Below are 14,876 nucleotides of genomic sequence, written 5' to 3'. Positions count from 1 at the left end.
CCTCGCCCGGCCATGGACGCCGGACCGTTTCCCAACGGTCCGGCGTTTCCTCATGGGGCGAGGCAGGCCTCGATCTCGCGCGAGAGGCCGTCCATCAGCGCCGGGTAGAGGTCGGGGCCGGGCTCCAGGTTGACGCCGTCCGGATCGACGGAGGCGGTGCGCAGGTCGGCGCCTTCGCCCAGGGTGCCGGCCCAGGCGGGGTCGGTCTCGGCGTCCACGAGCAGGCAGCGCAGCTCGCCCGCGAGGACCGCGTCGCGCAGCGCCGTCACGGCCGAGGGCGCAGCGGCGGCGCCGTCGGCGGCCGAGATCGCGCGGCTGGGGCCCAGGCCCAGCGCGCGCTCCAGATAGCGGTAGGCGTCGTGGCCGACCGCGACCGAGGTGCCGGCGTGTGGCGCGAACCGCGTCGAGAGGTCGGCGCGCAAGGCGTCGAGCCTTTGGGCGGCGGCCTCGGCGTTGGCGCGGTAGGTCGCGGCGTTCTCCGGGTCCTGTCCGGCCAGCGCCTCGGCGATGGTGCCGGTCCAGGCGGCGGCCACGGCCGGGTCGAGCCAGGCATGGGGGTCGATGCCCTCCGCGGCGTGCTCGTGGGCGTGATCGTGTTCGTCGGCGTGGTCGTGGTGCGCCCCGGCGTCGAGGAGCAGGGGCTCCCAGCCCTCGCTTTCCAGCAGGCTCACCACCGTCGCCTGCGGAGCGAGCGAGTCGATCGAATCCCCGAGCCAGGGCAGGAGCGCGTCGCCGGTCCAGAGGATCAGGTCGGCCTCGGTCAGCGCCCGCGCCTCGGAGGGCGACAGGCTCGCGTCGTGGGGCGAGGTGCCGGGGGGCACGATCAGGGTGGGCGGCCCGAGATCGCCCATGACCATGCTGACGAGGCTGTGGAGCGGCGCGGTGTCGGCCAGCACCGACGGCACCTCGGCCGAGGCCGGGGCGGCGAGAAGGACAAGGGCGGCGGTGAGGCGGGTCATGCAGGCTCCTTCCGAAGGTTGGGTCGGGTCCTAGCGCGGACGTTATACTATAACAAGAGGGATCGTTATGTTGTAACGAGCCCTTGCGGGGCGGACCTTGCCGGTGCTAGGCCGCGTTACCTTGTAACGGAGGGGACCCATGCCCCAGGCCTTCGAGCGACACGATCACGGGACCTGCATCAGCGCCGCGCTGCGCGCGGCCGAGGACGCCTGCGCGGGGCGGGGGCTCTCGCTCACGCCGCTCCGGCGGCGGACGCTGGAGATCCTGCTCGAATCCCATGCGGCGCTGGGGGCCTACGACGTGCTGGCGCGGCTGGAGGCGGAGGGGTTCGGGTCGAAGCCGCCAGTGGCCTACCGGGCGCTGAACTTCCTTGTGGAGCACGGCTTCGCGCACCGGATCGAGGCGCTGTCGGCCTATGTCGCCTGCGCGCGGCCGGGCGCGGAGCATGCGCCGTCGTTCCTCGTGTGCCGGTCCTGCCGCCGCGTGGCCGAGGAGGCCATCGCCGTGCCGCTGGCCCCCGAGGCCGAGGCCGAGGGCTTCGCCATCGAGCGGACGGTGGTCGAGGCGCAGGGGCTCTGCCCCGCCTGCCGGGGAGCGAGCTGATGGCGCTGATCGCGGCCGAGGGCCTTGGGGTGCGGTTCGGGGCGGTGCAGGTGCTGCACGACGTCTCCCTGCGCATCGAAAAGGGCGAGATCGTCACGCTGGTCGGACCCAACGGGTCGGGCAAGTCGACGCTGCTGCGCTGCCTGATCGGGGTGCAGCGGCCCACGCGGGGGCGCATCCTCAAGGCGGCGGGGCTGCGGGTGGGCTACGTGCCGCAGAAGCTGCATATCGACGCGACACTGCCGCTGACGGTGCGCCGCTTCCTCGACCTGCCCCACCGCGTGCCCGAGGCCGAGGCGCGGGCGGCGCTGGAGGAGGCGGGGGCGGGCCATGTCATGGGGCGGCAGATGGCCGACCTGTCCGGCGGGCAGTTCCAGCGGGTGCTGCTGGCGCGCGCGATCCTGTCCGAGCCCGACATCCTGATGCTGGACGAGCCCACGCAGGGGCTGGACCAGCCCGGCGCGGCGGGATTCTATCAAAGCCTGGAGGCGATCCGGGGGCGGCTGGGCTGCGCGGTCCTGCTGGTGAGCCACGACCTGCATGTGGTGATGAGCGCCTCCGACCGGGTGATCTGCCTGAACGGCCATGTCTGCTGCGAGGGCACGCCCGCCGTCGTCTCGGCCGCGCCCGCCTACCGGGAGCTGTTCGGGACGGGGACCAAGGGAGCGCTGGCGCTGTACCGGCACCAGCACGACCATGCCGATCACGCGGCGCATCCCCATCACCATCATCACGAGGAGGCGTGATGCTCGAGTCGTTCCTGGTCCGCGCGGCGCTGGCCGGCGTGGGCGTGGCGCTGGCGGCGGGGCTCTTGGGCTGCTTCGTCGTCTGGCGGCGCATGGCCTATTTCGGGGACGCGACGGCGCATGCCTCGATCCTGGGAGTGGCGCTGAGCCTTGTCTTCGGGCTGCCGGTGACGCTGGCGATCCTTGTGGTGGCGGGGGCCGTGGCGCTCCTGGTCTTCGTGCTGACGGACCGGAGCCTCGCGGCGGACACGGCGCTGGGGGTGCTGGCGCATGGGGCGCTGGGGCTGGGGCTGTTTGCCGTGGCGCTGACGCCGGGGCCGCGCGTGGACATGGAGGCGTTCCTGTTCGGCGACGTGCTGACGGTGGGGCGGGGGGACCTCCTGCTCATCTGGGGGGGCGCGGTCGTGGTCGCGCTGGTCGTCTGGCGGAACTGGGGGCTTCTCCTGATCTCCACGCTGTCGCCCGACCTGGCGCGGGCGGGGGGGATGGACCCGCGCCGGGCCTCGCTGCTGCTGGCGCTGATGCTGGCGGGGGTGGTGGCAGTGGCGATCCAGGTCGTGGGGGCGCTGCTCATCACCGCGCTCCTCATCATCCCGGCGGCGGCGGCGCGCAACCTGGCCACCACGCCCGAGCGCATGGCGTTCGCGGCCTGCGCGATCGGGGCGGGGGCGGCGCTGGGGGGCTTGGGGCTGGCGGTGGCGGCGGATGCCGGGGTCGGGCCGGCGACCGTGACCGTGGCTCTCGGGGCCTTTGCCGTCCTGACGGCGGCGGGGCGGCTGCGGCGGGGCTGAAGGGCTGCCTGCGGCTCAGACGGGCCAGGCGATCTCGGGCAGGGCGGCGGTGCGGGGCCTGGCGAAGAGATAGCCCTGCTGGAGCGGGATGCCGATCTCCCGCAGGGTGCGCATCTCCTCCGCGGTCTCCACGCCTTCGGCGATGGGGGTGATCGAGAGGGCGCGGCAGACCTGGACGATGGCGGCGACGATGGCCTGCCGAGCGCGATGGCCGTCGATCCCGCGCGTGAGGTTCATGTCGAGCTTGATGATGTCGGGCTGATACTCGGCCAGGAGGTTGAGCCCCGAATAGCCTGCCCCGAAGTCGTCGATGGCGGTGACGAGGCCCGAGCGCTTGTAGGTGTCGAGGATGCGCCGGAGGTGGCCGGCGTCGGCGACGCGCTCGCCCTCGGTCACCTCGAGGATGATGCGGTCGAGCGCCATCCCCGTGCTCCGTGCGGCGGCGAGCGTGGTGCCCAGGCAATGCGCGGGTTCGTACACGGCGTTGGGCATGAAGTTGATGGACACCGCCCCGGGCAAGGACAGGGCGGCGGCGAGTTCCACCGCGCGGACGCGGCAGAGCTGGTCGAAGGCGAAGCGCGTGTCGTCGGTGACGCGGGCGAGGACGGCGCCCGCCCCTTCGCCGTCCGTGCCGCGCACCAGCGCCTCATGGGCGAAGACGTGGCCCCGGTCCAGGTCGAGGATGGGCTGGAAGGCCATGGTGATGTCGAAGCCGAGCGGGGTCCGGCAGCCTGCGCAGGAGGGCGAAAGGGCCGAGGTCATGGGAAAGCCGTGCTCCGTCGTCGTGTTGCGGGACGTGTCATCCTGTAGGCCCGAAACGTTAAGAAGGAGTCACCGGCGCCGGGGTCGGACACCGGGCCTGCGACGTTTCGGACACGCGTGCGGCCCCCCGTGGGGCGGTCCATGTCTTGAACTCCGGGCGCGGGACCGGTATCTCGGTGCGTCACGGATTTCGGAGGGCCCGCAATGTCCTGGGACGACCAGCGCGTCGAGACGCTGAAACGGATGTGGGCGGAGGGCGCCTCGGCGAGCCAGATCGCCAAGGAACTGGGCGGCGTCACGCGCAATGCCGTCATCGGCAAGGTGCATCGCCTGGGCCTGTCGAACCGGGTGGTCCCGGCCGGCCGCGAGGACGGGGCCGAGACGGCCGAGGACCTGATCGTCGAGGCGCCGCCCGTCGAGCCCGAAGAGGCCGAGCCGGAACCGCAGCCCGAGCCGGAGCTGGTCGCCGCCGGCGCCGACGACGAGGAGGGCGACGAGAACGGCTCGTCCTTCCGCCGGCAGATCATTCCTGCGGGCCAGCCCCTGCCGCCGCAGCCTTCGGCCAACGAGATCAGCCCCGAGGCGCAGGCCGCGGCGCTGGCGGTGGAGAAGACCGCCCGCCGGCTGTCGCTGATGGAGCTGACCGAGAAGACCTGCAAGTGGCCGGTGGGCGACCCCGCGACGCCGAACTTCTGGTTCTGCGGGATGCCCGTGCAGCCGGGCAAGCCCTATTGCGAGGCGCATGTGGGCGTGGCGTTCCAGCCCATGAGCGCGCGGCGCGACCGGAGGCGGTGAGGGAAGGGGGCCAACGGGCCCCCTTTTCAGTTCACGCTGACGGGCCTGGACCGGAAGCGCGCGACCGTTTCGCGCTCGGCCCGCTTGCAGACCTGCGGGGGCAGGCCGCGGTCGAGGAGCGCGAGGTCTTCCAGCACCATCTCGCCCATGCGCTTGAAGGCGAGGTCCAGCGCCCCCGCGCGATGGGCGGAGAGCAGGAAGCCGGGCAGCGAGCGGACCGGGTGGTCGGGGGGCAGGGGCTCTTCGGGGAAGACGTCGCTGGCGGCGGTGATGTGGCCGGCGCGGACGGCCTCCATCAGAGCGTCGAAGTCCACCACGCCCGCGCGGGACAGGAGGATCAGCGCCGCGCCGGGGCGCATCTTCAGGAAGGCCTGCGCGCCGAGGAAGCCCTGGTTCTCGGAGGTCACGGCCGCGGTGACGAAGAGCGTCTCGGACTGCGCGAGCAGCGCGTCGAGGTCCACGGGCTCGGCCCCGTGGGCGCGCGTGACGGACGGCGCCTGCCAGGGATCGTGGGCGAGCAGCCGGGGGCGGAAGCCCTGGAGGACCCGCGCGACGGCCTGGCCGAGCGTGCCCAAGCCGAGGATGCCGATGGTGGAGCCGGTCAGGAGCCGCGCGGTCGCGTTCCCCTCGCCGCCCCACTTCTCCTCGCCCTGGCGGAAGTCCGCATCGGCGCCGTGGATGTTGCGGGCGAGCGAGAGCGCGAAGCCCAGGCCGATCTCGGCCACGGGCTCGGCGAAGACGGCGCCGGTGGTGACGACGTGGATGCCGCGGGCGAAGGCCTCCTCGTAGGGCATGTTGGGCAGGAGGTTCGATTCGACGTTGAAGATGCAGCGCAGCGATTCGAGCCGCGCCAGCAGCTCGGGCGTCAGCGGCGGCTGGCCGATGACGTAGCGCGCCTCGCGCAGGGTCTCGTCGGGCAACGAGGGCAGCGTCTCGTCGGTGGTCTCGATGACGTCGTAGCGGTCGAACAGGGCGCGCAGGTGGTCGGGCGCGAAGAGGAGCGGCAGCGTGCGCGGCAGCGGGCAGGCGAGGATCACGGGACGGTCGGTCATGGGGGCTCCCTTGTTGGGGCGCATCTGGCCCGGCGCGGGCGGGCGTGGCAAGGCGCCCCACTTTTCAGGCCGGCGACAAGTCGCTATGTCCGCCCATCCCCGATCCCGAGGCCCGACGCATGACGCTGAACCCGCCGAACCTCCGCCCCGACCTCGCGCCTAAGCCGAAGCTGGCGGACGTCGCCCGTCCCGGCCAGCCGACCATCGGCATGGTGAGCCTCGGTTGCCCCAAGGCGCTGGTGGACAGCGAACGCATCCTGACGCGGCTGCGGGCCGAGGGCTACGCGATCTCGCCCGACTACGCGGGGGCGGACGCGGTGATCGTGAACACCTGCGGCTTCCTCGACAGCGCCAAGGCCGAGAGCTTGGAGGCCATCGGCGAGGCCATCGCGCAGAACGGCAAGGTGGTGGTGACGGGCTGCCTGGGGGCCGAGCCCGAGTACATCACCGGGGCCCATCCCAAGGTGCTGGCCGTCACGGGGCCGCACCAGTACGAGCAGGTGCTGGACGCGGTGCATGCCGCCGTGCCGCCCGCGCCGAACCCGTTCATCGACCTTCTGCCGGCGCAGCAGGTGTCGCTGACCCCCCGGCATTACAGCTACCTCAAGATTTCCGAGGGCTGTAACCACAAGTGCAAGTTCTGCATCATCCCCGACATGCGCGGGCGCCTCGTGTCGCGCCCCGCCTTTGCGGTGGTGAAGGAGGCCGAGCGGCTGGTGGCGGCGGGGGTGAAGGAGCTGCTGGTCATCTCGCAGGACACCTCGGCCTACGGGGTGGACCTGAGGCACGCCGAGGAGCGGGGGCACCGGGCGCACATCACCGACCTCGCGCGCGACCTTGGCAGCTTGGGCGCCTGGGTGCGGCTGCACTACGTCTACCCTTACCCGCACGTGCGCGACCTGATCCCGCTGATGGCCGAGGGGCTGGTGCTGCCCTACCTCGACATCCCGTTCCAGCATGCGCATCCCGACACGCTGAAGCGCATGGCCCGGCCCGCAGCGGCGGCGCGGACGCTGGACGAGATCGCGGCCTGGCGCGCGACCTGCCCGGAGATCGTGCTGCGATCCACCTTCATCGTGGGCTACCCCGGCGAGACGGAGGCGGAGTTCCAGACGCTGCTGGACTGGCTGGACGAGGCGCAATTGGACCGCGTGGGCTGCTTCCAGTACGAGGACGTGAAAGGCGCGCGGTCGAACGACCTGCCGGACCATATCGCGCCCGAGGTGAAGCAGGAGCGCTGGGATCGCTTCATGGAGAAGGCGCAGGCCATTTCGGAAGCGAAGCTCTCGGCCAAGGTCGGCACCCGGATGGAGGTGCTGGTGGACGAGGTGGACGAGGACGGCGCGACCTGCCGCACCAAGGGCGACGCGCCCGAGATCGACGGTAACCTGTTCATCGACGAAGGTTTCGAGGGGCTGAAGGCGGGCGACCTCGTGACGGTGGAGGTCGAGGAGGCGGGGGAATACGACCTCTGGGGCGCGCGGGTGTGATGCGGCTCCTTTCGGGGGTTTGACTGTTCCGGCTCGCTTGTGTCTGGTCCGCGCGACCAAGTCCAAGGAGCCGCCCCATGCAATCCCCCGTTCCCGCGCTGGCCCATTCGCTGCGCGCCCTCGACCGCATCCTCCAGAAGGCCGAGGCCTATTGCGAGGCGCGGAGGATCGACCCGGCCGTGCTGGTCAACGATCGGCTCGCCCCCGACATGCTGCCCCTGCGCCGGCAGGTCGGCATGGCCTGCGACCATGCCAAGTTCGTGGCCGCGCGGCTTTCGGGCCAGGAGGCACCGCGCTTCGAGGACACCGAGCAGACCTTCGCGGAACTCCGGGAGCGGATCGCCAGGACGCTGGCCTTCGTCGAGGCCGTGCCGGAGGCCGCCTTCGAGGGCGCCGAGGCGCGGACGATCACCGTGAAGGCGGGGCCGCGCGAGCTGACTTTCCCGGCGCCGGTCTATCTGGGCAGCTTCGCCCTGCCAAACTTCTATTTCCACATGACGACGGCCTACAACATTCTGCGCCATGACGGCGTGGAACTGGGCAAGCTCGACTTCCTGGGCGGCTGAGGCTCAGGTCCGCTCGCTCACCCCCTGCAGCGCCCCTGCCAGGCCCGGCGGGGCCGAGGCGCGGGCCGCGTCGCGCAGGTGGTCGGGGAGGTTCGACAGCAGAAGCTCGCGTCCGCTCGTGATGTCGCCCGCCATCTGCGCGGCCAGGCGGTCGGCGTCGCGCTTGCGGACCTCCTCCAGAACCTGCTCGACCACCTCGGGCGCCTCGCCCAGGTCGTCGAGCGCGCGGGCGCCGAAGGTCAGGGCGCTCTCGAACATCTCGCGAATCTGGAAGTCCACCCCCGCGCGCACCAGCGCCAGAGCGTGGGCGCGGTCGTAGGCGCGGGCGAGGACGGGGACGAGCGGGAACTCGGCCTTGCAGATCTCGGCGATGCGGGTGGCGGCCTCGGGCCTGTCCACGCAGATCAGGATCGCGCGGGCCTCGGAGGCGCCCGCCGCATGCAGGATGTCGAGCCGCGCGCCGTCGCCAAAATGGACCTTCATCCCCATGAAGCCCGCGACGCGGATCATGTCGGTGTCGGTGTCGATGATGGAGATCGACCAGCCGCGCGTGAGGAGGACCTGGCTCGCGATCTGGCCGAAGCGGCCGTAGCCGATCAGCAGCACCGAGTTCCTGAGGCCATCGGGCGCCTCCATGTCGCTGTCGTCCGCGGCCGCCGCGCCGCTGGCGAAGCGGTCGTGCAGGTAGAGGCCGAGTGGCGTGAGGATCATCGACAGGATGATGATCGCCGTCAGCATCGCCGAGCCGCGGGCGTCGATCAGCCCCACCGCCAGCGCCGCGCCGTAGAGGACGAAGGCGAACTCGCCCCCCTGCGCCATCAGCACCGTGCGCTCCAGCGCCTCGGGGTGGGAGGCGCGGAAGGCGCGGGCGACGACGTAGATGCCGAGCGACTTGAGGAGGATGTAGAGGACCACCGTCAGCAGGATCGCCGGCCATTCCTGGGCGATCACCGACAGGTCGAGCGACATGCCCACGGCGAGGAAGAAGAGGCCGAGGAGAAGGCCCCGGAAGGGCTCGATGTCGGCTTCGAGCTGGTGGCGGAAGGTGGATTCGGACAGGAGCACCCCCGCGAGGAAGGCCCCCATCGCGGCCGAAAGGCCCCCGGCCTGGAGGAGGAGCGCCGAGCCTAGGACCACGAGCAGCGCCCCGGCCGTCATCACCTCGCGCCCGCCGAAGGTGGCGAGACCCCGGAACAGGGGGTTCAGGAGATAGCGTCCCGCGAGGATCAGGAGCGCGATGGCCCCGAGGCCCAGGGCGATGGACCAGGCCCGGTCGGAGCCGCCCACCTCCGCGCCGCCGGGGGCGAGGAAGGCCACCAGCGCCAGGAGCGGCACGATGGCCAGATCCTCGAGCAGCAGGATCGAGACGATGTGCTGCCCCTTGGGCCGATGGAGGTCGCCGCGCTCGTTCAGCATCTGCATGACGATGGCGGTCGAGGTCAGCACGAAGCCCGTGCCGGCGACCAGGGAGGTGGCGAGCGAGTAGCCCAGCGCCACGCCCACCCAGCTCAGGAGTGCCATGCAGAGGAGCACCTGCGCGAGGCCCAGCCCGAAGATGTCGCGGCGCATCGACCAGAGCCGGCGCGGCTCCATTTCCAGGCCGATGATGAAGAGGAAGAGCACCACGCCCAGCTCGGCGACGTGGAGCATCGCCTCGGGGTCCTGGATGACGTGGAAGCCGAAGGGACCCATCACCAGCCCGGCGGCGAGGTAGCCCAGCACGGAGCCCAGCCCCGCGCGGCGGAAGAGCGGCACCGCCACCACCGCCGCGCCCAGGAGCGTCACGGCGGCGGCGAGGTCGGGACCGGCGGCGGCTTCGGTGGCCATGGGCGGCACCTCGCGATTGGGATCGGGAAAGCCTAGCGGGCCGGGAGCCCGGCGTCAAAAGGCGTTCAGGACCAGGAACCAGACCGTGCGGGCGATGGCGTAGACCACGCCCCAGGCGATGACGAGCGCGATCACCCCCACCAGAGTACCGCCGGCGATCCAGACCCCGTCGCGTTCCAGCACGCCCAGCGCGATCAGACAGAGCGCGATGCCTGGAAGCATGTTGCCCAGCGGGATGGGCAGCACGAGGACGATGGAAAGGATCAGGCAGAAGGCGCCGAGCGCCCGCAGCGCCCAGGGGTCGCTGAGCGCGAGGAGCCGCGGCTCGGTGAACTTGTCGGCCCATTCGAGCCAGGGATTCACCCGCTCCACGAGATTGCCGAAGTCGTCGCGGGACATGGAGCGCAGCGCGATCACCTTGGGCAGCCAGACGGGCTTGCCCAGCATCATCTGCGTGGCGAGGAACAGGAGCGGCAGGCCCAGGATGCTTGAGGTGCCGGGGATCGCCGGAAGCGCATTCGGGAAGGCGAAGATCAGCAGGAGCGCCCCGAAGGCCCGGCCGTGCATCGCCAGCACGAGATCGGCGAGCGACACCCGTGCGCGCGAGGCGTCGGCCGCGAGCTCGTCGAGGATCTGCGCGAGCTTCTTGCGCGAGCGGTTCTTGCGCAGGCGACGCCGGGTCGAGCCGGGGAAGTTCTCGGTCTCGTCCCAGAGGGGATCGTCCTGCATCGTCATCCATCCCCCGCGGGCCCGCCCGATGATTAGGGGCGCGGCCGCGGCCCCGCAAGGGCGGGGGCGGTCACAGCAGGCGGTGCAGGTTCCGCAGGATCTCGCGCAGGCCGTCCTCGTCGACCATGCGGGCGGCTTTCTCGGGCGTGACCCAGATCCGGTCGCGGCGATGCGCCTCGGGGTAGTCGTCCACGGCCTGCTGCACCTTGATCGCGTAGACGCGATGCACGCAGGGCAGGTCGTCGCCCGCGCCGGTGCGCTTGATGGCGATGTAGCTGCCGACGGGCTTGCGCGAGGCCTTGCCGCGGCTGACGCCGGCTTCCTCCCAGGCCTCGGTCAGGGCGGCCTCGGCCGGGCTCTTGCCCTGGATGGGCCACCCCTTGGGCAGGATCCAGCGTCCGGTGGAGGAGGTCACGAGGAGAACCTCGGGTCCTTCGGCGCCCTTGCGCCAGCACAGCGCGGCAAGCTGGACGAAGCGGGGTTCGGTGTATCGGCTTCGGTGGTGAGTCGGGAGGAAATTAAGTTTCGGAATTGTCATGAAAAGGAACGCTCGTGACGGAACCCGGTTCCTCGGGTCCTAAAGCCATAAATGGGGCGCAACCGTGACATAGGTTATAGTGCTGCCATCTTTGTGAAGCCTGCGGCCCCGCGGTCACGGCCGGGTGGTTGCCGATACCGCTAGCATGCCGCTAACTGTCGGGACGCGCACCATACGGGAGGACGGGATGCGGGAGATGACGGCGAGCCTTGGGCTCTATGGCCTGGGGGTGATGGGGTCGGCCCTGGCGCTGAACATCCTCGAGAAGGGCTTTCCGCTGCATGTGGCGAACCGGACCGCGGCCAAGGTGCCGCCGTTCCTGGAGGTCGCGGGACCCTTGGCGGCGAAGGCCACGGGGCATGACGGGTTGGCCGCGATGGCGGCTGCGATGACGCCGCCCCGCGCGATCATCCTGATGGTGGACGCAGGCCCCGCCGTGGACGCGGCCATCGAGGCGCTGTTGCCGCATCTGGAGGCTGGCGACACGATCGTGGATTGCGGCAACGCCGACTTCCACGACACGCGCCGCCGCTCGGCCGAGATCGAGGCGCGGGGGCTCACCTATCTGGGCGTGGGCGTCTCGGGCGGCGAGGAGGGGGCGCGCCACGGGCCGGCGATCATGGCGGGCGGGCGGCCGGAGGCCTGGGCGCATCTCGCCCCGGTCTTCGAGGCCATCGCGGCGACCTACGAGGGGCAGCCCTGCGCGGCGCTGATGGGGCCGGACGGGGCGGGGCACTTCGTCAAGACGGTGCACAACGGCATCGAATACGCGGACATGCAGCTCATCGCCGAGGTCTACGGGCTGCTGCGCCACGGGCAGGACAAGTCGCCCGCCGAGATTGGGGCGCTGTTCGGGCGCTGGGACGGGGGGCGGCTCAAGAGCTACCTCGTGGAGATCACGGCGGCGGTGCTGTCGGCGGTGGACCCGGCCACGGGCCTGCCGGTGGTGGACGTGATCCTGGATCAGGCGGGGCAGAAGGGGACGGGCCGCTGGACCGTCGTGGAGGCTCTGGCGCTGGGACAATCGGCATCGACCATCGAGGCCGCCGTGGGCGCGCGCGGCTGGTCGGCCGAGAAGACGACGCGGGAGGTCGGGGAGCGCATCCTCGGAACCGAAAGGAAGCCCGTAGAGCTTTCCGAAGCGGAACTGGAGGGCGCGCTGCTGGCCGGGCGGATCGTGGCCTATGCGCAGGGCTTCCGAATCCTGCAGGCGGCCTCCGAGAGCTACGGCTGGGCCCTCGACCAGGCGCGGGTGGCCGAGACCTGGCGGGCGGGCTGCATCATCCGCTCGGCGCTCCTGGGCGACATCGCGGCGGCGTTCCGGGGGGAGATGCCGGAGGGGCAGCTCATCCTCGCTCCCGCCTTCGCGGCGGACCTGCGGGCGTCGCTCCCGTCGCTCCGGCGCGTGGTCGCGGCGGCGGCTTTGGGCGGGCACCCGGTTCCTGCGCTGTCGGCGGCGCTCGCCTTCGCGGACACCTTCGCGCAGGGGCGGGGGACGACGGACCTCGTGCAGGGGCAGCGGGACTACTTCGGGCGGCACGGCTTCGTGCGGCTCGACACCGGCGCGGTGCACCAGCACGGGCCCTGGGCGGACGCGCCCGTGGACAAGGTGGCCGACCCCGATCCGCGGCTGTCCTGACCTCAGGTGCCGCGGGGCTTGGCGCGGAGCGTGGGCTCCGCCTCCCATGGGCTTTCGGGCCAGGGGTGGCGGGGGTAGCGGCCGCGCATCTCCTTGCGGACCTCGGGGTAGCTGCTCCGCCAGAAGCCCGGCAGGTCGGAGACGACCGCGATGGGCTTCTGGCCGGGCGACAGGAGCGTGACGCGGATGGGCCGGCCCGCCGCCAGGGGGTGCGCGGTCACGCCCAGCATCTCCTGAAGGCGCACCTCGATGGCGGGACCTTCGGAGGCGTAGTCGATGGGGATGCTGCGTCCCAAGGGCGTGGTGAAATGGCCCGGCACGAGGCGGTCGATCTCCTGCATCTGGCCGTGCGAGAGCATGTCGCGCAGGGCGGGCAGCAGGTCCAGCTTTCGCCACTCGCCCTCCGTCCGCACGCCGTCGAGCCAGGGGAGGAGCCAGTCCCCGGCCGTCTCCAGCAGTGCGGCATCCGACAGGTCGGGCAGGTCGCCGCCCGCGCCGCGCGCCAGCGCCACGCGGGCGCGGAACCGCTCGGCGGCGTCGGAGAAGCGGAAGCCCAGGGCGCGCGCGCCGTCGAGCATGGCCTCGGCGATGGCCTCGGGCGGGGTGTTCTCCCAGGGGCGGTCGGACAGGACCAGTGCGCCGAGTCGCTCTTGCCGCCGGGCCTGCACGCGGCCGTCGCGGGGGAACCAGACGGCCTCCTCGACCGTGCGGAGGCGGTCCTTGAGGACGGCGCGGAGGTCGGTTTCGTCGATGGGCAGGGCCGCGCGGATGCGGGCCTCCTCGCCCGCGCCGTCGAGATCGGTGACGACGAGAAGGCGCTGCCCCCCGATGGGGTCGCCGGGCGAGGCGACGGCGCCCCGGCCTCCCGACAGGAGGAAGCGGGACGCGTCGCCGGGGCGGCGCAGCGCGATGCGATCGGGATAGGCGAGCGCCGCCATCGCGCCCACATCCATCGCGGGGCGGTCGGGGGCGAGGCGGGCGAGGCGCTGGGACTCGCGCTTCAGCCGGTCGCGGGACTCGGGGCGGAGCCGGCCGTCCAGCAGCGGCGACAGGTCGCCGGAGCCGGGCGAGGGGCGCTCGCCCTCGGACAGAAGCGCGGCCAGAAGCGCCGCGCCTTTCCCGGCGCGCAGCAGCATGTGGGCGAGGCGGGGATGGACGGCCATCGCCGCCATCTCGCGCCCATGCGGCGTGATGCGGCCGCCGTCCAGCGCGCCCAGGTCGGCCAGGAGGCGGCGGGCCTCGGCCATGGCGCCCTCGGGCGGGCGGGTCAGGAAGGGGAGGTCGTCCGAGCCCCAGAGCGCGAGGTCGAGCGCGAAGGGGGCGAGATCGGCGGCCAGGATCTCGGGCGGGGGGAAGGGCTGGAGGCCGCCTTCCTCGCCCCGCGTCCAGAGGCGGTAGGCGATGCCGGGGGCCACGCGACCGGCGCGGCCGGCGCGCTGGGTGGCCTCGGCCTTGGTGACCCGCTCGGTCACCAGCGCGGACATGCCGGAGCCGGGGTCGAAGCGGGAGCGGCGGGCGCGGCCGGCGTCCACCACCGCGCGGATGCCGGGGATGGTCAGCGAGGTTTCCGCGATGGAGGTGGCCAGCACCACCTTGCGGCCTTGGGCGGGCTCCAGGGCGAGGCGCTGCGCGGGGGCGGGGAGGGCGGAAAAGAGGGGACGGACCTCGGCGGCGAGGCCGAAGAGGAGCGACTCCGTGCGGCGGATCTCGCCCTCGCCGGGAAGGAAGGCGAGGATGTCGCCGTCGGTTTCCTCCAAAGCCTCGCGGATGGCGGCGGCGGTCGCAGTCTCGATCCGGGTGTCGCCCAAGGGGCGGGGCAGCCAGCGAAGGTCGACGGGATAGGCGCGGCCCTCGGCAGTCACGACCGGCGCGCCCATCAGGTCGGCCACGGGCTGGGCGTCGAGCGTCGCCGACATGACGAGAAGGCGCAGGTCGCGGCGCAGCGCGGCGCGGGATTCGATGGCCAGCGCCAACCCGAGGTCGGCGGCGAGGCTGCGCTCGTGGAACTCGTCGAAGAGGAGCGCGCCCACGCCGGGGAGGTCGGGATCGGCCTGGATCATCCGGGAGAGGATGCCCTCGGTCAGGACCTCGATCCGGGTCTCGGGCGAGACCTTGGACTCGCCGCGCATCCGGTAGCCGACGGTGCGGCCCACGGGCTCGCCCAGGGTCTGGGCCATGCGCTCGGCCGCAGCGCGGGCGGCGAGGCGGCGGGGCTCCAGCATGACGATCCGGCCGGGCGTGCCGGCGGCCAGCAGCGCCAGCGGCACGCGCGTCGTCTTGCCGGCGCCGGGCGGGGCCTGGAGCACGGCCTGGCCGTGGCGGTCGAGGGCCGCGAGGAGATCGGGCAGGACGGCGTCGATGGGCAGGGCGTCGGACAT

The 14,876-nt window shown here is 72.3% G+C and carries 14 protein-coding genes; 7 read left to right on the top strand and 7 right to left on the bottom strand.

The features are described from left to right. Positions 1–50: 50 nt before the first annotated feature. Positions 51–959: a zinc ABC transporter substrate-binding protein gene (locus FHG71_RS00400; RefSeq protein ID WP_139079630.1), complete on the bottom strand. Its 909-nt coding sequence runs from the start codon at positions 957–959 to the stop codon at positions 51–53. A gap of 139 nt (positions 960–1,098) precedes the next feature. On the opposite strand from FHG71_RS00400, the gene FHG71_RS00395 reads away from it, so the two are divergent. The 3 genes from FHG71_RS00395 to FHG71_RS00385 are packed head-to-tail and all read left to right on the top strand — an operon-like array spanning position 1,099 to position 3,100. Beyond that, complete coding sequence (locus FHG71_RS00395) at positions 1,099–1,563, top strand: Fur family transcriptional regulator (RefSeq protein ID WP_139079629.1); 465 nt, start codon at positions 1,099–1,101, stop codon at positions 1,561–1,563. After that, a complete protein-coding gene (locus FHG71_RS00390; protein ID WP_139079628.1) occupies positions 1,563–2,309 on the top strand; it encodes an ATP-binding cassette domain-containing protein in 747 nt (248 codons plus the stop codon). Before FHG71_RS00395 ends, FHG71_RS00390 begins: the two co-directional genes overlap by 1 nt. Next, complete coding sequence (locus FHG71_RS00385; protein ID WP_139079627.1) at positions 2,309–3,100, top strand: metal ABC transporter permease; 792 nt, start codon at positions 2,309–2,311, stop codon at positions 3,098–3,100. Before FHG71_RS00390 ends, FHG71_RS00385 begins: the two co-directional genes overlap by 1 nt. A gap of 15 nt (positions 3,101–3,115) precedes the next feature. Here FHG71_RS00385 and FHG71_RS00380 read toward each other — a convergent pair whose 3' ends face one another. Beyond that, positions 3,116–3,862 (bottom strand): EAL domain-containing protein, encoded by a 747-nt coding sequence (locus tag FHG71_RS00380; RefSeq protein ID WP_139079626.1) that lies wholly within the window; start codon positions 3,860–3,862, stop codon positions 3,116–3,118. Between the two features lie 204 nt (positions 3,863–4,066). Here FHG71_RS00380 and FHG71_RS00375 point away from each other — a divergent pair, with 204 nt between their 5' ends. Then, a complete protein-coding gene (locus FHG71_RS00375; RefSeq protein WP_139079625.1) occupies positions 4,067–4,657 on the top strand; it encodes a GcrA family cell cycle regulator in 591 nt (196 codons plus the stop codon). 26 nt (positions 4,658–4,683) lie between these two features. Here the strand turns inward: FHG71_RS00375 and FHG71_RS00370 are convergent, their stop codons facing one another. Next, positions 4,684–5,709 (bottom strand): hydroxyacid dehydrogenase, encoded by a 1,026-nt coding sequence (locus FHG71_RS00370; protein WP_176559218.1) that lies wholly within the window; start codon positions 5,707–5,709, stop codon positions 4,684–4,686. A 119-nt stretch (positions 5,710–5,828) separates the two neighbouring features. Between FHG71_RS00370 and rimO the strand changes: the two genes are divergently transcribed. Then, the gene (gene rimO / locus FHG71_RS00365) at positions 5,829–7,199 is read left to right on the top strand and encodes a 30S ribosomal protein S12 methylthiotransferase RimO (protein WP_139079624.1); all 1,371 of its coding nucleotides are present in this window, start codon (positions 5,829–5,831) and stop codon (positions 7,197–7,199) included. Positions 7,200–7,276: 77 nt separating this feature from the next. Further along, on the top strand, positions 7,277–7,765 hold the full coding sequence (locus FHG71_RS00360; RefSeq protein ID WP_139079623.1) for a DUF1993 domain-containing protein: 489 nt from the start codon (positions 7,277–7,279) through the stop codon (positions 7,763–7,765). Positions 7,766–7,768: 3 nt separating this feature from the next. Here the strand turns inward: FHG71_RS00360 and FHG71_RS00355 are convergent, their stop codons facing one another. From FHG71_RS00355 to FHG71_RS00345, 3 genes are all read right to left on the bottom strand, one after another. Then, on the bottom strand, positions 7,769–9,592 hold the full coding sequence (locus FHG71_RS00355) for a monovalent cation:proton antiporter-2 (CPA2) family protein (RefSeq protein ID WP_139079622.1): 1,824 nt from the start codon (positions 9,590–9,592) through the stop codon (positions 7,769–7,771). A gap of 54 nt (positions 9,593–9,646) precedes the next feature. Further along, positions 9,647–10,321 (bottom strand): exopolysaccharide biosynthesis protein, encoded by a 675-nt coding sequence (locus FHG71_RS00350; protein WP_139079621.1) that lies wholly within the window; start codon positions 10,319–10,321, stop codon positions 9,647–9,649. A 70-nt stretch (positions 10,322–10,391) separates the two neighbouring features. Further along, positions 10,392–10,859 carry an NUDIX hydrolase gene (locus FHG71_RS00345; RefSeq protein WP_139079620.1) on the bottom strand — a complete coding sequence of 156 codons (468 nt, stop codon included), beginning with the start codon at positions 10,857–10,859 and terminating at the stop codon, positions 10,392–10,394. Between the two features lie 187 nt (positions 10,860–11,046). Here FHG71_RS00345 and gndA point away from each other — a divergent pair, with 187 nt between their 5' ends. Then, positions 11,047–12,498 (top strand): NADP-dependent phosphogluconate dehydrogenase, encoded by a 1,452-nt coding sequence (gene gndA, locus FHG71_RS00340; RefSeq protein ID WP_246045279.1) that lies wholly within the window; start codon positions 11,047–11,049, stop codon positions 12,496–12,498. A gap of 2 nt (positions 12,499–12,500) precedes the next feature. Here gndA and hrpB read toward each other — a convergent pair whose 3' ends face one another. Next, positions 12,501–14,876 carry an ATP-dependent helicase HrpB gene (gene hrpB, locus FHG71_RS00335; RefSeq protein WP_139079619.1) on the bottom strand — a complete coding sequence of 792 codons (2,376 nt, stop codon included), beginning with the start codon at positions 14,874–14,876 and terminating at the stop codon, positions 12,501–12,503.

It is taken from the genome of Rubellimicrobium roseum (assembly GCF_006152145.1).
In the GTDB taxonomy this organism is placed as follows: domain Bacteria; phylum Pseudomonadota; class Alphaproteobacteria; order Rhodobacterales; family Rhodobacteraceae; genus Rubellimicrobium; species Rubellimicrobium roseum.
This window is presented reverse-complemented; position numbering and strand designations above follow the sequence as displayed.